Source organism: Cytobacillus sp. NJ13, assembly GCA_030348385.1.
Taxonomy (GTDB): Bacteria; Bacillota; Bacilli; order Bacillales; family Cytobacillaceae; genus Cytobacillus.
On record JAUCFP010000006.1, the window covers coordinates 5,117,261 to 5,138,775 of the forward strand.

Below are 21,515 nucleotides of genomic sequence, written 5' to 3' on the forward strand. Positions count from 1 at the left end.
TAAAAAGCACATACTCCATCACGTCCTTCCTTTTGGCACAAGCCAGAATTTTGCTATCTGTGAAAGGGTTATGGTTATAAACATGATAAAGAGGAAAGGGAGCATAAGGGACAGTGCCTTAATTTCATCATTAGATGATATGCTGAATAGAAGCTCCTTGCCTGCTCCATTATAGCCTGCCAGCTTTTCAATGATTGGCAGACTGGATAGGATATAGAGCATCACCAGCTGCGCCTGGTTCAAAATGGGGGTCCAGCAATTCCAGAGCATATGCAGAAGTGCTTTAAAGTCGCTAAGCCCTTTTGCATAGGTTGTGCGCACATACTCTTCACCCATTTCATTTTCAAGTGCAGCCGAGGTAAAACGGGACATGTGAAGAAATGGAAACACGGATAAAGAAATGAGAGGCAGTAAAAAGCTATACCAATTTTCATGCCCATATAGTTTAAAGTGCGGCAGCCCTTGCTGCATCATCAAAATCAAAAGATATTGAATGGCAATAAAAAGAAAAAAATCGGGTACTGAAGAAAACAGCCAGGAAAGAAAGTTCTGGAGCTTCCCGGTAAATTTTTTTCTCCTGTAAAATTGGAGTGCACCCATCAGTGTGCCAAGCAGCATGCTGACCAAGAAAGCCGGCAAAATAATCTTAATGCTCCGCATAACAAATATCCCTGATTCCTCACTGACTGGGCGTCCGCTCCTTGCATCACCCAAACCTTTTTCAGTTAATATATAATCAGTGAAATCTTGTATTCTCTCTATATATAATTCAAAGCTAAAGGGATAATCCGCTTCAACATGAAACGCCGAAAAAACAGTTATTTCTTGTTCCCGGGGAAGAAGAAGAATCAGGATAAATCCAATTAGTATTAACAAAAATACTGCTGCTGATTTTAATATGCTGTGCAGCATGGCTTCACCTCTTTTAGAATAAATGAAAAATATACATAATATTGTCCTATATTTAGAACTTTCAGTCAATTTTTTCCATGAATTCTGATTTAGTGAAAATGCAGACTGAGGATTTTAATGTTTAATAGAATATTTTCCATAAAAAGTTAATGAAATTTAAGAGTTTGCTCTGTTAGAACGAACGTTTATTCGCTAAAATAGGGATATGAGGTGAAATAGATGAAAGTGCGTAAAAATCTGCCTGAAATCATGAAAGAGCTTATATCTGAACAGCAATATAAAGATAATATTGTCCATTGGCATACAATAGAGGAAAAAGAGGCTAAGACTGCCGGCCTTCCGGAAGACATTCATCCATCTTTAATGGAAGCATTTCAAAAGAGGGGCATTACAAGGCTTTATACACATCAAAAAACATCTTATCGGACAGCCATGAATGGGGACAGTCTTGTAGCGGTAACTCCGACGGCCTCAGGGAAAACACTTTGCTACAACCTTCCAGTCCTGCAGACGATCGTCAATGATCCAGATGCAAGGGCGCTTTATATGTTTCCGACAAAAGCCTTGGCTCAGGACCAAAAAAGCGAAATCAATGAAATCATCCAGGAGTCCGGATTGGATATCAATTCCTATACATACGACGGGGATACACCAGCAAACATCCGGCAAAAGGTACGCAGGGCTGGGCATGTGGTTATAACAAACCCGGACATGCTTCATTCGGCGATATTGCCTCATCATACAAAATGGGTGTCTTTGTTTGAAAATTTAAAGTATGTGGTCATAGATGAACTTCATATTTACAGAGGGGTATTTGGCAGCCATGTAGCCAATGTCATTCGCCGCCTTAGACGCATTTGCCGTTTTTATGGAAGTGACCCCATTTTTATCTGTACTTCTGCAACAATTGCAAATCCATTGGAACTCGCAGAAAAGCTTACAGAAAAGCCGATGAAACTTGTAGATAATAATGGAGCCCCGAGCGGGAAAAAACATTTTGTGTTTTACAATCCTCCTATTGTCAATAAACCGCTGAATATCAGAAGAAGCGCTACTCTCGAAGCGAGAAAGCTCGCAGGTGAACTTCTGAAAAATAAAATCCAGACCATTGTGTTTGCAAGAAGCAGAGTCAGAGTAGAGATCCTGCTGACTTACCTCCAAGAGCTTGTAAAGCATAAATTGGGGCCTAAAGCCATTCGGGGGTATAGAGGCGGTTATCTGCCAACCCAGAGGCGGGAAATTGAAAAAGGACTTCGTTCAGGGGAGATTTATGGAGTTGTCAGCACAAATGCCCTTGAGCTTGGAGTGGACATCGGACAGCTGCAGGTTTGTGTCATGACCGGGTACCCCGGTACAATTGCCAGCTCATGGCAGCAGGCTGGACGTGCAGGCAGAAGGCATGGTGAATCGCTTGTCATCATGGTGGCAAGCTCCAGTCCGCTCGATCAATATGTTATTCAAAACCCTGATTACTTTTTTAATAAAAGTCCTGAAACAGCCAGAATTAATCCAGATAATCTTATTATTCTGGTGGATCATATCAAGTGTGCAGCCTATGAGCTTCCTTTTAATGCCGGGGACCGTTTTGGCACCTTTGAAACTGAAGAGGTATTAGAATACCTGGCGGAAGAAAGGGTGCTTCATCAAAATGGAGATAAATTTTATTGGATGAAAGACTCATTTCCTGCCCATAACATCAGCCTCCGTTCAGCATCACAGGAAAATGTCGTTATAATTGATCAATCGGATATCGCGAATGTGAAAGTTATTGGCGAAATGGACCGCTTTTCCGCTATGACCCTTCTGCATGAAGAAGCAATCTATCTTCACCAGGGGACCCAGTTTCAGGTGGAAATGCTTGATTGGGAAGAGAAAAAGGCGTTTGTCCGGGAAGTGGATGTAGACTATTTTACTGATGCCAACCTGGCAGTTGAGCTAAAGGTGCTGGAACAGGATAAACTCAGAACATCTACCATTGGGGAAGTGGGGTTTGGGGATGTAAGTGTTGTGGCAATGGCTACGATCTTTAAGAAAATTAAGTTTGAAACACATGAAAATATCGGATCCGGTCCAATAACACTTCCGGAGGAAGAACTTCATACAAGCTCAACCTGGCTTTCGTTTAACAAGGAATCCTTAAATTATAAGCAAGACCGGCTTGAGCAGGGACTCATCGGAACAGCACATGCGCTTAAACATATTGTACCCCTATTTGTTATGTGCGATCCTCAGGATGTTCATGTTGTCCCTCAAGTGAAAGCGGCCCATAATGAAAAGCCGACGATCTTTTTCTATGACAGGTATCCCGGCGGTGTAGGGTTAAGTGAGAAAATTTTTGGGGGAATAGAACATATCATGCACGAAACGAAGGAAATGGTCAGCAGATGTTCATGTGACCATGGCTGTCCTTCCTGCATCGGAACAGATACTTCATCAGAAACGGCAAAAAAAGATGTACTCAGGATTCTTAAGCTTTTTAAAAATGGCGTTAATAGTGCAGGTGATAGAATTGTCCATTAAAAACAAGCTGAACAGGCTAAAGGGCCATCTTGGTACAGATAGTAATAAACAGCCCTCATTATTCGTCCGGAACCCTGAGAATAAGATCGAGGTCCCATATAAAGAAGTTTGGGCTAATGAAGGTGTTTATCCGTATTATTTTGAAGACTCCTACTGCCTTGTAAGGGAAAAAGAATACAGTCTTGATCAGATGCATGGAATCTATCCTTTCAGGCACTTTACAGCAGCAGTGGAGGCATGGAATTCTACAAGCATCAGTCATCCCTTGTCTGCTTCCGGTCACGGGCCGGAAAATCTTTTCTTTTTTGATACAGAGACAACAGGATTGGGCGGAGGGACTGGCAATACTATCTTCCTGCTTGGCCAAGCCAGTCTGCAGGGAAACAAAATAAAGCTGAAACAGCATATCCTTCCTCACCCAGGCGCTGAGATACCTTTGTATAAAAGCTTTCTGGAAAGCATTGATTATTCAACAATGGTGACATACAACGGGAAAGCTTTCGACTGGCCGCAGGTAAAAACGAGACATACCCTCCTAAGGGAGCATGTCCCAAAGCTGCCTCCATTTGGCCATTTCGACTTATATCATGCTGCAAGGAGAATGTGGAAGCACAAACTCGAGAGAATAAAACTTGCTGCAGTAGAAAAAGATGTTCTGGGGATTGAGAGAAAAGACGATATTCCCGGTTTTCTCGCACCGATGATTTACTTTGATTTTATTGAAAGAAAAGATCCTGAAGGCATGCTGGGAATCATAAAACATAATGAAATTGATATTTTATCCCTGATCAGCCTGTATACACATCTTTCTTTCCAAATACTGCAGCTCGATGAAAAACAGACCTCCCGAGAGCTTTATGAAGTAGGAAGGTGGCTTTCAGCACTGGGAGAATCTTCACAGGCGAAGACAGTCTTTAATAAAATATCTGAAGGAGAGTCTTCTGAAGCTTTGGATGCCAGGTTTGCACTGGCTTTTGAGCATAAGAAACATAAAAACTGGGATGAGGCGGCAAAATTATGGAAGGATATTGCTGAAAAAGGCTTGATGAATATGAAGGTAATATCCTGCATTGAACTGGCCAAGATCTATGAGCATCGATTTAAGGATATAGGCCAGGCTATTATGTATGCGAAAAAAGCTTTTAACATGATGAAAGAAATCTCAGGTGGCGAAACAGAAAAGCTAAAAATAAAACAGGAAGAAATACATCGGCGGATTGTACGGCTTGAACGAAAGTTTAATCGAATTTAAATTCCCCTGTAACATAATTTTAATATACCAGACAAAAAAATCCACTATTTCCTAGTTGTATGTACTTCTCCTAACAGTTAAAATTATAACTTGTGTGGTACTTTTTTAGGAATTTTATATAGTGGGGCTGGTAAAAAATGTATAAAACAATCTTATTTTTATTCTTCCTTGTAATTTTCACTACAGCAATCGTTTTCTCCAATTTAAAAGACAGTTTCTACAGCATGCTCTAAGGCTAGTACCTAAAAAATAGGTATTTTCATTAGTACAAGATTACTCTTTCTCACATAGGTTGTTAATGTAAAAACAATTTCGAAAGGGGATCTTTACATGTATTGCAGACCAAGACCTTCGCAGGTGCTGCCTGCTGTTGTTTATCCGACAAAATGCTGTGTAACTCATTCGTTCCAGAACATTGTGGTTCCACACATTCATCCTACACATCATACTCATGTAAACCACATTAACTATGAGAATCAGCATTCTTTCCCGCAAACTCAGTCAACAGTGAACCAGGTGACACAATCAAATGTTAATTTGGGACCAAGACCAGGTGTTGCAGGGGCATATAGCCCAGGAATGGGGCCAGGAATGGGAATGGGCCCAGGTATGGGAATGGGTCCAGGTATGGGAATGGGTCCAGGTATGGGAATGGGCCCTGGATATGGCGGACCAGGTACTGGCGTAGCAGGAGCATCAACCGGAATGGGTCCAAAACAAGGGCCAAGTTTTTCCGGCAGATAATGAACAAGGGCTTTTTTGCCCTTGTTTTATTTATATAAATATCAAATGGAAACTTAAATGAGTCACGGCCAGATTTCTTTAAGGAGTTTTTGCAATTGACAAAAGTAGCAGTTATTTCAGGGTACAAGCCTTTTGAAGTAGGGATTTTTAAAAATGATGACCCTGCAGTCGGCTATATAAAAACCGCGATAAGAAAAAGCCTGCTTTCTTTGATGGATGATGGCCTCGAGTGGGTAATCATCAGCGGGCAGCTGGGTGCCGAGCTTTGGGCGGCTGAAGTTGTATCTGACCTTAAGCTGGAAGGTTACGAAGATCTGAAGCTTGCAGTCATAACTCCATTTTTGGAGCAGGAAGCGTCCTGGAAGGATGCGAACAAGGAATGGTATGAATCCATACTGCTTCAGGCTGATTTTATTGATTCAGTATCAAAAAAACCGTATGAAAGCCCGCAGCAATTCAGGCTTAAAAATCATTTTTTTGTCAATAAAAGTGACGTGCTTCTCCTATTCTATGATTCGGAAAAAGAGGGAAGCCCTAAGTATTTATACGAAACAGCAAAAAAATATCAGGAAGAAAATGAATATGACATTAGACTAATCACCTTTTATGATTTACAATTGATTATAGAAGAAGAACAATTCTCTCAGAGAGACATATTTGAATAATGCTCAGATAAATTGACAAATGTACATATCTCTGGAAAAATAGTATTAATTATGATTGGCGATATACTGAGGTGAGTGTCATGCTATCCGATAAAATTAAATTAACTGCAAAAGATATTTTGGAAAAAGAGTTTAAAACAGCCATGAGAGGCTATAAGCCTGAAGATGTTGATAAGTTCTTAGATTTGGTCATTAAAGATTATGAAGCCTTCCATCAGGAAATTGAAGATCTTCAGCAGGAAAATATGAGATTGAAAAAACAGGCTGATGAAGCTTCACGCAGACCGGCAGCACAAACTGCAGGTACAACCAATTTTGATATTCTAAAAAGATTATCAAATCTGGAAAAACACGTTTTTGGCAGCAAGTTGTATGATTGACAGGAATTATCAGTTTTTCCTGTTTAAAACCATTGCTATTCCATCACAGATTACATATAATATTCTTTGTGATCATTAATAGCGTTCGGGTAATCGCTGCAATATATTTTATATTGTAGAGGAAAGTCCATGCTCGCACAGGCTGAGATGCCTGTAGTGTTCGTGCCTAGCGAATTCATAAGCTAGGGCAGTCTGAGCTAGCTCTGGCTGACGGCAGGGAAAATGCCTAAGTCCTTCGGGATATGGCATGAATACCTTGAAAGTGCCACAGTGACGTAGCCTTTTCAGAAATGAAAAGGGTGGAACGAGGTAAACCCCGCGAGCGAGAAACCCAAATGATGGTAGGGGCACTTTCCCTGAGGAAATGAACAACGGGAAGGACAGGCAGATGCCTGTAGATAGATGATTGCCACCTGAGTACGAGACATTTGTCGCTTGCAGTACTACGGTACAAAACATGGCTTACAGAACGTTATTAGTGAGACAGTATGAGTGTTATAAATTCAAGCTCTCCTTTTGGGAGAGCTTTTTTACTTTGCTGCCTTGTATAAAATCAAAATCATGGAACCTAACAGGCCTTCATTGCGGCTAAGCATATAAACAGATATACTTTATGTGTTGATTGCTAAGCCGAGTTAGGGTATACATAATAGAAATAAGAATTAGGTTAGGGTGAAAATATGTCTAAATACGATTTAATCGCCACTACGGCCATGGGGCTTGAGGCACTCGCTGCCAAAGAAGTGCGCGATCTCGGATATGAATGTGAAGTTGAAAACGGCAGAATAACATTTAAAGGCGATGAAGCTGCAATTGTCCGGTCGAATTTATGGCTGAGAACAGCAGACAGAATTCGCATAAAAGTTGGAGAATTTAAAGCAACAAGTTTTGATGAGCTTTTTGAGAAAACAAAATCGCTGCCCTGGGAAAAGTATATGCCTGATAATGCCGAATTTCCTGTTTCAGGAAAATCTGTGAAGTCCAAGCTTTTTTCAGTTTCCGATTGTCAGGCTATTGTCAAGAAAGCAATAGTGGAACGTATGAGAACAAAGTATCAGAAGACAGGCTGGCTCGAAGAAAATGGGCCGTTATTTAAAATAGAAGTTGCTCTTCATAAAGATGTAGCACTTTTGACCATCGATGCCAGTGGAAGCGGACTCCATAAACGGGGATACCGTGCAGGGCAGGGGGAAGCACCCCTAAAGGAAACACTGGCAGCTGCACTGGTTATGCTGACTAATTGGAACCCGGATAAGCCATTTGCAGATCCTTTCTGCGGATCTGGCACTATTCCGATAGAAGCAGCGTTAATCGGCCAGAATATTGCACCAGGTTTTAATCGTGAATTCATTTCGGAAGGATGGGCATGGATTCCTGAAAAAGTCTGGGAAGATGCAAGAAATGAAGCTGAAGATCTGGCGAACTATGATCAGCCTCTCGATATCACAGGTGCTGACATTGATCACAGGATGGTGAAAATAGCTGAAGAAAATGCATTTGAAGCAGGATTGGGAGATTTAATAAACTTCAAACAAATGCAAGTCCGCGATTTTACGACTGCTAAGGAATATGGTGTCATTGTCGGAAATCCTCCATATGGGGAGAGACTTGGTGAGAAAGCTGCGGTACAGCGGATGTATGCTGAAATGGGCAGTGCCTTGGCCCCTCTTGACACGTGGTCCATTTATATCCTGACTTCAGACGAAGAATTTGAAACTCACTTTGGAAAAAAAGCGACTAAGAAACGCAAGCTCTTCAATGGTTTTATTCGCACAGACTATTATCAGTACTGGGGCAAAAGACCGCCAAGAAATAATTAGTATTTAAAAACAAAAGCATAATTCCTCCTGAAACTGTATAGAATATTTCTATCTGATTCTTTTTTCAGGAGGGGTGGCAATGAAACATTCCAGCATTGATTTCAATAAAATTTCCCAGGCGCTTAATGGAACACTTGAAGCAATACAGGGAGATGGTGATCCATCAGCAGAAGCACTGGAGAGTCTAAGAAATGCACAGGACGAATTGCAGCAGGCATTGTCATTTTCTATGTCACGTGTCAACTAATCGTCAATATCGAGCAGGGGCTGCTTTTAATTGCACCCCTGTTTTTTTATGTGAAAGATCAATATTCGATTTTTTATAAATCTTGACAGTTGCAGTATTTGAGATAAAATTATATGATGTTCATTTGATTATAAACAATCTAAATATGAAATAATGATAGAACTGAAATCAAAGCGTCTGGATAAAAAGGCGCTTTAACTTTTTAATTACGGAGGGGTAGCATGTCTAACCGAATGCCTTTTGCCGTATCCAAGAGCGAATCTTTTTACGAGAAGCTTAGCGAGTGGATCGGAGATGTTTTTTACGATATATTGCCTGAAGCGGGATTTGAAATTCGGGATGAGCAAATATTTATGGCCTTTCAGCTGGAGAAGGCATTTAAAGACAAAAGTATTATTTTTGCTGAGGCTGGTGTAGGGACCGGGAAAACGATTGTTTATCTTTTATATGCAATTAGCTATGCCAGGTACATAAACAAACCTGCTATTATCGCCTGTGCGGATGAGACTTTAATCGAGCAGCTTGTGAAAAAGGAAGGAGATATTGCCAAGCTGGAGAAAGCATTAGGGTTGAATATTGATGTCAGGCTGGCAAAATCACGTGATCAGTACCTATGCTTAAATAAGCTGGATAAGCTCGTAGCGAATGATGTTCATGATCATTATAACCGCATTTTTGATGATCTTCCGGATTTTGTTCAAACAGGCTCTTCCATGCAAAAGTTTGAGAGATATGGTGACCGGAAAGATTATCCTGATTTGCCGGATGAGCATTGGAAGAATGTCTCGTGGGATTCAATCCAGGATTGTTTTACTTGTGAGAAACGCCACCGCTGCGGTCAAACTCTCCATAGGGAATACTACCGGAGCGCAAAAGACTTGATTATTTGTTCGCATGATTTTTATATGGAACATATCTGGACAAAGGAATCAAGAAAACGTGAAGGGCAGCTGCCCTTGCTTCCTGAGAGCTCCTGTGTGGTTTTTGATGAAGGCCATTTGCTGGAATATGCATCCCAAAAGGCTCTGACCTATCGTTTTACTGAGCAGATACTGGAATCCATTTTAACAAGGCTTATGGCTAATGATGTACGTGAAAAAACGTTAAATATCATTGAGGATGCTATTTACCAGAATGAGCATTTCTTTTTAACACTTGCCATGTCCGCTTCGGGTGACACAGGCTCTGACAAGAAAACGATTGAAAAAACTGCCGATGTAATGAGGGAAGGCCGTAAACTGCAGAGCTTAATCAATACTCTTGAGGAAGAATTGGTGTTTGAAAGCGAAATGTACGTCATTAATGAATATGACTTGAAAATTGTCGAAGAATATCTTGAGCAAATTGCATACTCACTTTCACTGTTCCTAAAGGATTTAAAAGGAATTACCTGGTTTGAAGAAAATGATGGGGAAAGAACCCTGGTCATCATGCCAAGAATGGTGGAAGATATTATGCGGGAAGAAGTATTTTCCCAGAAGAAGCCGTTTGTATTCTCTTCAGCAACATTGTCAGAAAATAAATCCTTTGATTATATGGCAAAGAGCCTCGGAGTAGATGATTATTTATCTTTTACCGTAGACTCCCCGTTCGACTATGAAGAAAATATGGTCATTAGCATGCCGGAATTTGCAGAGGAATCAGGCTTAGAGAAGATGGAATATGTTCTAGAAGAAATTATGCTGACAGAAGGCAGGGCTTTAGTATTATTCAATAACCCTTCTGAATTGGCAGAATTCAAAGCCTTTGCATCAGGAAAATTGAGTGTGCCAGTCTTTTTTGAAGGGGATGCAGAAATAAGTACCCTCGTGTCAAATTTCCAAAATGATGAGCATTCAGTCCTCTGTTCGGTCCATTTGTGGGAAGGACTTGATATACCGGGAAGATCCCTGGAAAATGTGCTTATTTTTGGCTTGCCATTTCCTCCTCATGATCCGGTCTTTACAGCCAAAAGGGAAGGTTCATCTGATCCTTTCAGAGAGGTTGATCTGCCATATATGATTCTTCGGTTAAGGCAGGGGATTGGGAGATTAATTAGAACACATGAAGACAAGGGCACAGTTCACATTCTGATGAATAAAAATGAAAATCAAGAAGTGTGCGAAACGATAAATAAGGTTCTGCCTGCAGAGCCATCCATAAAAAGCTGAACAAAGGCAGTGCCCAAAAAGCGGGCACTGCCTTATTGTGTGCGCCCGGCATGGGTGCAGTCTATAGGGTGCAAGTCCCGAGCCATGAAGGCAGTAGTAGTGGTTAGCTTAACGCAAGGGTGTCCGCGGTGACGCGGAATCTGAAGGAAGCGAGCGGCAAACCTCCGGTCTGAGGAACACGAACTTCATATAAGGCTAGGTACCATTGGATGAGTTTGCACATCAAAACGAAATCCTTACTGCCGAAGGTGGTACAGAGTAAATGGAGCAGATAGATGGAGGGAAAGACTGTACTCTTACCCGGGGAGGTCTGATTGAAACGCCAAGTACACTTGGTAACCTATCTAATGATAGATAGCTGAACAATTAGAAGTCAGCAGAGGTCATAGTACCTTACCAACTCGAGACGGTAAGGGAAGGACTGAACAATTAGGAAGAACGAGAAACTAGGCATACAATTCCTGTGTAGAAGCAGACAATCCGAAAGGACTTACTTGAAGGAGGAAGTGGTGAATCCACAGGGGACTTCATGAGGGTGGAGCAGGAATAACATAATTAGATTTCTACGTTCACGTCGAAAGGAAATATCACATGTTAATGGATCTGATTCTGTCACGGGAAAACTTAATAGAAGCACTTAAACGTGTGGAGAAGAACAAAGGGAGTCACGGCATAGATGGAATGTCCGTAAAATCCCTACGAAGACATCTTTATGAGAACTGGGACACCCTTTGTGACTCTTTAAGGAAAGGTACCTATCAACCTAACCCAGTCCGTCGAGTCGAAATCCCGAAATCGAACGGTGGAGTAAGGTTACTAGGAATACCTACCGTGACAGACCGGTTCATCCAACAGGCCATCGCCCAAGTTCTAACCCCGCTTTTTGACCCAACCTTCTCAGAACATAGTTATGGATTTAGACCAAAAAGAAGAGCTCACGACGCTGTTCGTAAAGCAAGGGAATTTATTAGTGAAGGTTATAGATGGGTGATTGACATGGACTTGGAGAAATTCTTTGACAAAGTGAATCATGATAAATTGATGGGGATAATGGCAAGTAAAATCCAAGACCGATTGGTCTTGAAATTGATACGGAAATATCTCCAAGCAGGAATCATGATAAATGGTGTAGTCCATGATGCAGAAGAAGGGACACCACAAGGAGGTCCTCTGAGCCCTCTTCTTTCGAATATCCTTCTGGATAAGCTCGATAAAGAGCTAGAAAAGAGAGGTCACAAGTTTGTCCGCTACGCCGATGATTGTAATATTTACATGAAATCGAAGAAAGCTGGAGAACGAGTGATGAACTCGATTACATGCTTCATTGAGCAGAAATTAAAGCTTAAAGTAAATAGAGAAAAATCAGCGGTTGATCGCCCGTGGAAACGAAAGTTCCTTGGCTTTAGCTTTACGTTTAATAAGATACCGAAGGTTCGAATAGCAAATGAAAGTATCAAAAAGCTTAAAACTAAAATAAGGGGGTTAACCTCCCGTTCTAAACCAATTCCTATGGAAGTTAGAATCGAGAAACTAAATCAATATCTAACGGGATGGTGTGGATATTTTGCATTGGCTGATACACCAAGTAAATTTAAAGAATTCGATGAGTGGATTAGAAGAAGACTTCGTATGATTGAATGGAAACAATGGAAGAAACCGAGGACAAGAGTAAGAAAACTCAAAGGTCTAGGTGTCACTGACCAAAAGGCATACGAATGGGGAAACTCCAGAAAGAAATATTGGAGAATAGCCTCTAGTCCAATTCTACACAAAACCCTCGATAACTCCTATTGGAGTAATCGAGGGCTTAAAAGTCTATATCAAAGATATGAATTTCTACGTCAAACTTAATTGAACCGCCGTATACCGAACGGTACGTACGGTGGTGTGAGAGGTCGGGGGTTAGTCACCCCCTCCTACTCGATTAACCTCTCAAAAGCTGATTTGCTTCAGGTGTCATACGGGCAGGGGTCCAGGCAGGCTCCCAGACAAGGTTGACGTCAACAGCAGAAAATTGATTCAGATCTTCAATGCAATACTTTACTCCGCTGACTATACTGTCATGGAGCGGGCATCCGGGTGTTGTCAGGGTCATGGTAATAACTGCCTTGCCATCATGGGGAAAATCAATATCATAAATAAGTCCCAAATCAACCACGTTTATATTTAACTCAGGATCTATAACTCTTTTTAGATTGCTGAGAACTAATTCTTCTGGATTCATGTTTAATCCTCCTATTTTTTTAAAACAGTTATAATCAAATAACAGAAAACAATGCTGGCGCCAACCGTTAAAATCTGGCCGGATAGGAACAGTACAAGGTGTTTATATGCAATGGAGACTGTCACACTGAGTATACCGAGAATGAAAGCGGAAAGAACCGGAATGGCTGCCTTGTCATTCATCATTTCCTTGAGCGAAGGTACACTCTTTTTGCCGATCTTTTTGCTGTATTTCCAAGTCCACCATAGGAATGGCACTATTTTAAATAGATAACCCAGAATGCTCAATGCTACCCAAAGCAAGAGGTATGCAAATGCCAGATACCCAACGGTACTTTCAAATTTGCCGGTAAGCGAGCATACGAAAGCTCCCAGGTGGATGGCCAGTCCTGCAGGTATAGCGAGAAGAGCAAACCGGAATGAATAATCAAGCTTTTTCTTTATTCTTCTCTGCAGAATTTGCAGCATGTGCCAGGTGAAGAATGCAAATCCTCCTGCCAGGATCATTAATGCAATGGTAAGAAGTGAACTTTTCTCTGTGAAAAAAGAGATAACTGCCGCAGCCAGACCTGCTGCATAAACCGTAAAGACATATTTGGCCGGCTTCATGCTATAGCCATGAGACAAGGAAAACATGGGAACCATTTTATAGGAAAATCCAAAAATCAAGAGTGTAAACCAGCCTGCTGTTCCAAGAAGTATGTGGCTTTTAAAGACTGCTTGATAATAATCAGAAATAAAGCCTGTTTTCATGCTGTAGACCATGATGATTCCCATTAGAATAGCAGTTAACAGACTAATCAGCGCAGTTCCCACGAAAAGAGTCAATACATTGGGCTTCGCCTGCTGCCTTAAAGTCATGAACATCTGCAGCAGAAACAATAAGATGCCTGTTAATGTAATAAGCCCAGGCAGCAGTGCACTTTCTGGATTATGAAATAAACTATGGGCAAAATATAATATTCCAAAGGCAGTAACCGTAAATTGGATAAAGCCAAACCTTTCATTCCATATTGGTGTTAGAAAGGCCACTGGAATGAGCTGATACATAGCTCCCATTGCTGTCATCAGCGCCCATCCCAATATAAACAGATGAGCGGATGACCAAATTGCGGGTACGCGAAATTGGCTGTTAATGATGGAATCGCCTTGAAAAAGAATGAGGGCCATAGATCCTATTAAACAGAGCAAGCTGAAAAGTATAAATAAAAAAGGAAGTTTGATATTGGTCTCATTTTTTGTATTGGCGAGCATTGGGATCACCTGCTTATTTCTTAATTTCTATTAAAAAGCTTCCATCTTCCTTTTCGGCAGTTACATGCCTGCAGCCCATTTCATCCAGCTGTTCATAAAGAAACATGGGCCGCCTGTCATTGATGATTGATAAGGTTTCTCCTTCTGGAAGGCTATCAAGAGCTGCAAGTGTTCTCAGCATCGGCTGCGGCGGCTCCAGGCCCCGGTTATCCAGCTTCATTTTGACGCACCTCTCTTAGTAAAGATCACTTTCCAATGCTTCTTGTCAATTTCTTCAGCTTTATATTCAAACCCTTTTGCCTTTAATACTCCAAAAAGAGGGATGGGCTTAAATGGGGCATGCAGAATAAAAACATCTTCGGCATCAAGTCCAGATACCGCAGACATGATTTTCTGAAACGGCTCCAATTTATTTTTTATATCCTCTCTTACATCGAGTTCAACGATTTTGTTTTCCATTCTGATCTCTCCTTTAATTGGCTAATGGTTTAAATTAGTTGCCAATAACAGTGAATCAACTGCAATGAGAATAGTTATTAATTGCTTTTAGTTTAACAGCGGCAGCTTTTCAAATAAGTGACATATATCATATTTCGAAGAACATTTTTCAAAAGGCATTATAAAGTTATAAAAAAATCATTAGAACAAAAAAATCCGCAGATGCTTACTCTGCGGATTCTTCCTGTTCTTCAATACATTCAAAACAGATTGTTTCATTTTTTTCATTATGGACTCCGTTGAAGAATCCATCAAGACAGTATAGGTCTTTGCCGCAAACAGAGCAGCTGCCAACGAATTCCTTCATTTTAGGTCACTCCTGGCTCTTTAATAATTGGGAACTCCGTTTTTTAAAGTATATGAACATGCCGCATACCGTTAACAGTAAAAGTGCTGCGGCGATCAAAAAACCTATGTTGAAAGTTACTCCCAATAAACCTAATAGGGTGGAGCCAGCTACAACGCCCAAAGAAAAAAAGGCATAGAAAAGGCCAAACGCCTTTCCTCTTGTTTTTTCTGTTGTATGGCTGGCTATAAGGGCATTAATGGAAGGGAATAAAAGAGCGAACCCGGTGCCGTAAAGAACCATGCATAAAAACATGAATGCAAGAGAAGAAGCTGAACTTAGCAGAATGAGTGCAATTCCAATGATCAGCATTCCTGCAAGCATGCTATTGTGATGCTTATATGTATCAAAAATCTTATTAATGGGCAGCAGAAAAATAAGGATTGCGGTTATTCCGAAAGTGCTTAATAAGATCCCGCTGTACATCGAATCAAATTGCAGAGCTTCTACCTGAAGAGGAAGAAGATAAGCAAGTGTCCCTTGAGCAAACATGAGTGAAAAAGCTCCTAAATAGCTTGCTGCAAGCATAGGATTTTTTAGTAATGGAAGCATTTTTTCAGAATGAGAGCTCTCTTCTTTAACTTTTTTCAGATTCCCAGATGGCAAAAACACAAAGGCCAGGACTGCACTGCTGATCATCGTTGCTGCTATAATTAAAAAGACCCAGTTTATGCTGTAATTGGAAGCAATCACAGCGCCAAAAGCAGGCCCGATAATGGCAGAACAGCCAACAGCAGCGCCTGATACAGCCATTTTTTTACCCTGTTTGTGTGATTTTCCGCGGTCTGCAATGACTGTAAAAGCGGCAGGTACCAGAAAGCCGCCAAATAACCCATGAAAAAACCTTACTGTAATTAAATCCACAGGTGTCTCAGCAAATGTATATAGGACTAAAATCATACCAGTTAAGGAAAGGCCAGAGACCAAAACTTTTTTTGCTCCGCTTTTATCTATCCAATAGCCTGCTAAAATATTGCCTATCATATTCGAGAAGGAATACATCCCAACAATCAATCCCACAAAGGCTGGTGAAGAGTCAAAGGTTTTGGCAAAAGGGCTCATAATGGGGAGCTGGGAAAATGTATCTATAAATGCTGCAATAACGATAAAGTAAATCAAATATTTCATGCTATCTCACTTTCTCGCGTCCAACGGGCAGTAAGACCTTCACTTTAGGGCTCAGAGGAATCAAAAGAGGATAAGTGGGGTCAAACTGCCCGTAAGGGCCCGATAAGTTCAACTAACAATCAGCGGGGAAAAGCGCCCCGCTAATTGAAGTTTCACTTTATGTTTAGTTCACTTTCCACCATTATAACTCTTTGGCCGGCAGGTTAAAAAGAAAAACAGCAAAAGGAAAAAGATTATGATGACTGCCTTTTCAGAAAAATATGATAAAATGATACTGTAATAGATATAGAGGGGGAAATAGTGTGGCAGAATCACTAAAACAGACAGAACAGCAATTCCTTGATTATGTCAAAAAAATGACGGCCTATAATGAAGCCATCGGGCTGATGTATTGGGATATGCGGACAGGCGCACCAAAACAGGGTCTAGAACAGCGCTCCGAAGTGATTGGAATGATTTCCTCAGAAGTATTCAGAATGTCTACATCTGAGGAAATGGCTGCATACATAGCGAAACTTTCCGGCCAGGAAAATCTTTCTGAAGTAACATTGAAAACTCTTGAAGAATGTAAAAAGGATTATGATCGGAATAAAAAAGTTCCTGAAGAGGAATACACGGAATATGTCATCCTGCAATCCAAAGCTGAAAGCATTTGGGAAGATGCAAAGGCAGGCTCAGATTTTGAAATGTTCCAGCCTTATTTGGAAAAGCTTGTTGAAATGAATAAACGATTCATTTCTTATTGGGGATATGAAGGAAACAAATATAATACTCTGCTGGATATGTATGAACCTGGTGTCACTGTTGAAACACTTGATCAGGTTTTCGGGCAGCTGAGGGAAAAAATTGTTCCGCTGGTTCAGCAAATTTCCGAATCACAGAATAAACCAGACACCAGCTTTTTATTTGAACACTTTTCCAAAGACAAACAGCGGGATTTCAGCCTTAAAGTTCTTGAACAGATGGGCTATAACTTTAAGGCAGGACGCCTTGATGAGACTGTTCATCCTTTTGCAACCGGTTTAAACCCTGGTGATGTCCGAGTAACAACCAAATATGATGAAACAGATTTTCGAACAGCTGTATTTGGTACAATTCATGAAGGCGGGCATGCTCTATATGAACAAAATATTTCTTCTGACCTGGTGGGCACTCCGCTATGCTCTGGAACATCCATGGGAATTCATGAATCACAGTCATTATTTTATGAAAACTTTGTTGGAAGACATTTTTCTTTCTGGAAAAAGAATTATGACCTTCTTAAAGAATATGCAAGCGGTCAATTTGATGATGTGTCAATAGATGCTTTTTATCGTGCCATTAATGAATCAAAGCCTTCTTTAATCCGTATTGAAGCAGACGAATTAACATATCCGCTTCATATCATCATCCGATATGAAATTGAAAAGGGCTTGTTCAATGATGAAATCGAAGTTAAAGACCTTCCTGCAATCTGGAATGAAAAATATGAACAATACCTGGGAGTAAAGCCTGAAAATGACGGAGCAGGCATTCTGCAGGATGTCCACTGGGCTGGAGGAAGCTTCGGTTATTTCCCTTCCTATGCTTTAGGCTATATGTATGCAGCACAGCTTAAAAACAGCATGTTAAAGGATTTGCCAAACTATGATGAATTACTTGAAGAGGGCAATTTGCTGCCAATCAAAGAGTGGTTTACACAAAATGTGCACCAGTTCGGCAAAATGAAAAAACCGCTTGAAATCTTAAATGACGTAACTGGTGAAGGGCTGAATGCCCAGCATTTAATTGACTATCTGTATGATAAGTACGGTAAGGTGTATCAGCTGAAATAGGTGTTTATTAATAATTTGAGTAAGAGGGTGGCCTCAGCCATCCTCTTACTTCATGGAGAGAAATAATGAAGAAAATACTTCCATTCTTAATGATTGCGCTAGGAGCAAGTCTATGGGGCATTATTGCTGTATTTGTTAAAGGGCTCGGAGATTATGGATTTACGGCTATGGAAATTGTGGCCGCGAGAGTTTTTTTTGCAGCAATATTTCTCGTTCTTTTCGGAATTGTGCGTTTCCGGAACTGCTTTAAACTGGAATCAGCCTCTGACATCAGACTTTTTGCCGGAACCGGAATACTGAGCATCGTCTTTTTTAATTATTGTTATTTCACAGCGATGAATCAAATCAGCATATCAATGGCAGTCGTTCTGCTTTACACAGCTCCAGCATTTGTTACTGTATTATCTTACCTGTTCTTAAAGGAAGGGATAAATCTGGGGAAAATTGCAGCTGTGGCAGGCACGATTTTGGGCTGCATTCTAATTGCCGGAGTAACAGCAGGCAGCGGTGATCTTACTATGCTGGGAATTCTGACGGGATTGGGTTCTGGGTTTGGCTATGCGCTGTATACGATATTCGGAAAATTTGCGTTAAGAAAATATCATCCGTTTACAGTTACGCTTTATACATTCCTGATTGCATCGGTATTTCTAATCCCGGTAACCAGACTGTGGACAAAAGCTGAAATGTTTTTAAACACTGAAGTTTTGTTCCTTAGTATTGGTCTGGGATTTGTGCCTACGGTTCTCGCCTATTTTGTCTATACATGGGGACTGGAAAAAACGGATGGAAGCAAAGCAGCTGTCATTGCTACAGTTGAACCAGTCGTGGCCATGCTTCTAGGAGTAACACTCTTCGGGGAAAGTCTAGGTGCAGTCCAGATTGCCGGTACTTTGCTGATACTCAGTTCGGTAATTATTGTGAATTTGCCTGCAAGAAGGAAAAATGCAGGAATGGTGGCTGACTCAAGCGAGCTTGAACACTAAAACACTCCGTCCATATCGGAACGGAGTGTTATTTCTTAAAATAAATGAGAATGAAATTTTGAACTTAGATAACTGTCTAGCGCAAGCAGCCTACCCCCTCGAGGTCACAAGCTTGTCTAGTTGCGGCTCCTAGGGACTCGGGGTCATAAGCCGTTTCCTTCCAGAAGGAAAAACGCCTTCTTACAGGAACCGTCTTATGCCTTTCGTCCCTAGGCAGTCGCCTCCACATTTCGGGCAAGCCTCCCAAAAAGGCAAAGAACGCCTTTTCGAGAGGCTCGTCTTGTGCTTGAGGCCCACAGGACAGGGAAGGCTTCGTCAGCATAAACATCGCACGACCGAAAGCGACAGCTTTTGGGAGGATGTGGGTCATGCAGACGTTGCCACAGGACGTGGCGTTCTCTGCGCTCCTTCATGGGCAAGGCGCTTCCGCTTTTCCTTTCTACCAAAGCTTATATCCTTTAGCCCCAGGAGGTGCATTTTGAATTAAATCTATAAATGGAATGGTGTAGGCAAATAGAATAAGAACAACCGTAATTCCAAGCCAAAGCTTCCAATTTTCAAATACCATTGGAGCTTTTTCGGCTTCATCGGCAGCTTCTCCGACAGGGAATTCCTGCTCTCCCTTTGGTGCGAAAAAGGCAAGGTTGATGAAGATATAAAGCATTAAGATGATGCCTATAAATAGGATAGAACCGCCGATTGCCTGTGCAACCTGATATGGAATCCATTCTGCTGCCTGTGCTGCTCCGCCATATTCAGAGTATGATGAACGGCGAGGCGCTCCTAGAAGACCGGCAGCATGCATGGCACCTGACATGAATGTCATTCCGATGGCCCAGATAACTGCTTGGATGATCCCTAATTTATTCATTGCCTTTGTTAATGTTCTTCCTGTCAGATGAGGAATCAGCCAGTAAGAAACCCCAAAGAATGTAAGTACTACAGATGTTGCCACTGTTAAGTGAAAGTGGCCGGTTACCCAGATCGTGTTATGAACAACCTGGTTCATCTGGTGGGACGCATTAACGATACCGCCTGCACCCGCTGGAATAAAGGCAACCATTCCGATGAAAGGAACAGTAAATCGGGCATCTCCCCAAGGCAGTTTTTTTACCCAGCCGAATAATCCTTTGGCCCCTTTGGAACGGCCAAAGCTTTCAAAAGTGGCAAATAGAGAAAATGCAGTCATCAGAGATGGAATGACAACCAGGAATGTTAGGATAACCTGAAAGAATTTCCATGCTGGATCAATTCCCGGCTCCATTAATTGATGGTGAAATCCGACAGGGATTGAGAACAGCAGGAATAAAATGAATGACAAACGTGCCAATGAATCAGAGAATATTTTTCCGCCGATTACCTTGGGAATAACAACATACCAGGCCATGTATGCGGGCAATAGCCAGAAGTAAACAAGCGGATGTCCGAAATACCAGAATAGAGTGCGGCTGACTCCGATATTTACTGTTTCTACAAACCCCAATGACCAAGGAAGAAGCTGGAAAAGAACGGTAGACGCTACACCGATTGTTGCCACAATCCACATCATCGTGTTGACCAATGACATAAAGGTTAATAACGGACTTGGCTGTCCGGGATTTTTTCTTCGCCATTCTGCATACTTCATAATGATGGCTGCCCCGTCAACCCAGCTTCCCACTATAACAAGTGTTAAGCCGATATAATACAATGCATGTGCTTGAAGAGGAGCATAGAAAGTATAAAGAACAGTAGCTTCATTCAACAGGATCATGACAGCTGCAAGAACAGTTCCTGCTGTCATCAGCCAAAAACCGATCCAGCCGGCAATTCGCTGTTTATTTGTAAGGGTCCCTGATGTTTTGCTTGTTGCAGCAATCTGGAAGCCCATTATAAAAAAGGTAGTAAGTACAAGTCCCAGAACAACACCGTGAACCGTGAGAATTTGGTAATATCCGATGCCTGCTGGTAGCTCGAATTTACCGGAGCGGACCAAAGTCTGCAATAAACCAGCAAGGCCGCCTATTGCTAAAGCTGTAAATGCAACGAAAAAGTGAGCCATTGCCAATTTTCCGTCACGGCGGTCAACTTTTAATTTTGCTGAAGGATTAAACATTATTCCACCACCTTAATTTTGGACGACATCATGTGGTGACCAACACCGCAATATTCATTACATACAATTAAGTATTCGCCTGTTTTATCAAATGTTGTAACATGTTCACTGATATAGCCGGGTTCAAGCATCATGTTGATATTTGATCCCGCAACTTCGAAACCGTGGACGACGTCTTTGGTTGTAGCGATAATTTTCACTTTGGCACCATATGGAACCTCCACTTCAGCCGGGCTATAGGAAAACGCGGATGCTACGTATACCAATTCGTAATCCCAATCTTTCCCTTCTACCTTTTTCAGTCCTGGCTCATTAAATGGAGCGGTAGTATCGACCTTTTCTGGGTCAATTGTTGCCAAACAGCTTGGGGGCTGATTGCCCAGGTAAAATGCGCTGACTCCCAAGACTGTTAGAAAAACAAGCAGCGATCCGATTCCAAAAGTGAGCCAGGCCTTTTCAAATTTATGCATATGCATGGCTT

General features: G+C 41.4%; 21 protein-coding genes and 1 other RNA gene. 13 read left to right on the forward strand and 9 right to left on the reverse strand.

Annotated elements, in window-relative coordinates; translation table 11 throughout:
- Nucleotides 1-18: 18 nt before the first annotated feature.
- Nucleotides 19-912 (reverse strand): ABC transporter permease, encoded by an 894-nt coding sequence (locus QUF73_25350; GenBank protein ID MDM5229443.1) that lies wholly within the window; start codon nt 910-912, stop codon nt 19-21.
- Between the two features lie 219 nt (nt 913-1,131).
- On the opposite strand from QUF73_25350, the gene QUF73_25355 reads away from it, so the two are divergent.
- From QUF73_25355 to ltrA, 11 genes are all read left to right on the forward strand, one after another.
- Entirely contained in the window at nt 1,132-3,432 is a 2,301-nt protein-coding gene (locus QUF73_25355) for a DEAD/DEAH box helicase (GenBank protein MDM5229444.1), read from the forward strand.
- The gene (locus QUF73_25360) at nt 3,422-4,684 is read left to right on the forward strand and encodes a ribonuclease H-like domain-containing protein (GenBank protein MDM5229445.1); all 1,263 of its coding nucleotides are present in this window, start codon (nt 3,422-3,424) and stop codon (nt 4,682-4,684) included. The genes QUF73_25355 and QUF73_25360 overlap by 11 nt, the downstream gene beginning before the upstream one ends.
- 137 nt (nt 4,685-4,821) lie before the next feature.
- A complete protein-coding gene (locus QUF73_25365) occupies nt 4,822-4,917 on the forward strand; it encodes a hypothetical protein (protein MDM5229446.1) in 96 nt (31 codons plus the stop codon).
- Nucleotides 4,918-5,014: 97 nt separating this feature from the next.
- Complete coding sequence (locus tag QUF73_25370; GenBank protein MDM5229447.1) at nt 5,015-5,428, forward strand: CotD family spore coat protein; 414 nt, start codon at nt 5,015-5,017, stop codon at nt 5,426-5,428.
- Between the two features lie 95 nt (nt 5,429-5,523).
- A complete protein-coding gene (locus QUF73_25375; protein ID MDM5229448.1) occupies nt 5,524-6,093 on the forward strand; it encodes a DUF1273 domain-containing protein in 570 nt (189 codons plus the stop codon).
- 80 nt (nt 6,094-6,173) lie between these two features.
- On the forward strand, nt 6,174-6,473 hold the full coding sequence (gene gpsB, locus QUF73_25380) for a cell division regulator GpsB (GenBank protein MDM5229449.1): 300 nt from the start codon (nt 6,174-6,176) through the stop codon (nt 6,471-6,473).
- Nucleotides 6,474-6,554: 81 nt separating this feature from the next.
- Nucleotides 6,555-6,943, forward strand: an RNA gene (rnpB, locus tag QUF73_25385) — RNase P RNA component class B.
- Between the two features lie 210 nt (nt 6,944-7,153).
- The gene (locus QUF73_25390) at nt 7,154-8,293 is read left to right on the forward strand and encodes a class I SAM-dependent RNA methyltransferase (protein ID MDM5229450.1); all 1,140 of its coding nucleotides are present in this window, start codon (nt 7,154-7,156) and stop codon (nt 8,291-8,293) included.
- Between the two features lie 79 nt (nt 8,294-8,372).
- Complete coding sequence (locus QUF73_25395) at nt 8,373-8,540, forward strand: hypothetical protein (GenBank protein MDM5229451.1); 168 nt, start codon at nt 8,373-8,375, stop codon at nt 8,538-8,540.
- 221 nt (nt 8,541-8,761) lie between these two features.
- Complete coding sequence (locus QUF73_25400) at nt 8,762-10,690, forward strand: ATP-dependent DNA helicase (GenBank protein MDM5229452.1); 1,929 nt, start codon at nt 8,762-8,764, stop codon at nt 10,688-10,690.
- A 591-nt stretch (nt 10,691-11,281) separates the two neighbouring features.
- Nucleotides 11,282-12,541 (forward strand): group II intron reverse transcriptase/maturase, encoded by a 1,260-nt coding sequence (ltrA, locus tag QUF73_25405; GenBank protein ID MDM5229453.1) that lies wholly within the window; start codon nt 11,282-11,284, stop codon nt 12,539-12,541.
- Between the two features lie 73 nt (nt 12,542-12,614).
- Here ltrA and QUF73_25410 read toward each other — a convergent pair whose 3' ends face one another.
- The 6 genes from QUF73_25410 to QUF73_25435 all read right to left on the reverse strand — a co-directional run bounded on the left by QUF73_25410 (nt 12,615) and on the right by QUF73_25435 (nt 16,139).
- Entirely contained in the window at nt 12,615-12,914 is a 300-nt protein-coding gene (locus QUF73_25410) for a metal-sulfur cluster assembly factor (protein ID MDM5229454.1), read from the reverse strand.
- An 11-nt stretch (nt 12,915-12,925) separates the two neighbouring features.
- Nucleotides 12,926-14,167, reverse strand: a complete 1,242-nt coding sequence (locus QUF73_25415; protein MDM5229455.1) for a hypothetical protein — start codon at nt 14,165-14,167, stop codon at nt 12,926-12,928.
- A 13-nt stretch (nt 14,168-14,180) separates the two neighbouring features.
- A complete protein-coding gene (locus QUF73_25420) occupies nt 14,181-14,387 on the reverse strand; it encodes a DUF2249 domain-containing protein (GenBank protein ID MDM5229456.1) in 207 nt (68 codons plus the stop codon).
- A complete protein-coding gene (locus QUF73_25425; GenBank protein ID MDM5229457.1) occupies nt 14,384-14,626 on the reverse strand; it encodes a DUF2249 domain-containing protein in 243 nt (80 codons plus the stop codon). The genes QUF73_25420 and QUF73_25425 overlap by 4 nt, the downstream gene beginning before the upstream one ends.
- 205 nt (nt 14,627-14,831) lie before the next feature.
- Entirely contained in the window at nt 14,832-14,972 is a 141-nt protein-coding gene (locus tag QUF73_25430; protein ID MDM5229458.1) for a hypothetical protein, read from the reverse strand.
- A gap of 6 nt (nt 14,973-14,978) precedes the next feature.
- Complete coding sequence (locus tag QUF73_25435; protein ID MDM5229459.1) at nt 14,979-16,139, reverse strand: MFS transporter; 1,161 nt, start codon at nt 16,137-16,139, stop codon at nt 14,979-14,981.
- 302 nt (nt 16,140-16,441) lie between these two features.
- Between QUF73_25435 and QUF73_25440 the strand changes: the two genes are divergently transcribed.
- Both QUF73_25440 and QUF73_25445 read left to right on the forward strand, forming a co-directional pair.
- A complete protein-coding gene (locus QUF73_25440) occupies nt 16,442-17,953 on the forward strand; it encodes a carboxypeptidase M32 (protein ID MDM5229460.1) in 1,512 nt (503 codons plus the stop codon).
- A gap of 65 nt (nt 17,954-18,018) precedes the next feature.
- Nucleotides 18,019-18,939 carry an EamA family transporter gene (locus QUF73_25445; protein MDM5229461.1) on the forward strand — a complete coding sequence of 307 codons (921 nt, stop codon included), beginning with the start codon at nt 18,019-18,021 and terminating at the stop codon, nt 18,937-18,939.
- Nucleotides 18,940-19,378: 439 nt separating this feature from the next.
- Here the strand turns inward: QUF73_25445 and QUF73_25450 are convergent, their stop codons facing one another.
- Nucleotides 19,379-21,034, reverse strand: a complete 1,656-nt coding sequence (locus tag QUF73_25450) for a b(o/a)3-type cytochrome-c oxidase subunit 1 (GenBank protein MDM5229462.1) — start codon at nt 21,032-21,034, stop codon at nt 19,379-19,381.
- Nucleotides 21,034-21,510, reverse strand: a complete 477-nt coding sequence (locus tag QUF73_25455) for a cytochrome c oxidase subunit II (protein ID MDM5229463.1) — start codon at nt 21,508-21,510, stop codon at nt 21,034-21,036. The genes QUF73_25450 and QUF73_25455 overlap by 1 nt, the downstream gene beginning before the upstream one ends.
- Nucleotides 21,511-21,515 lie beyond the last annotated feature (5 nt).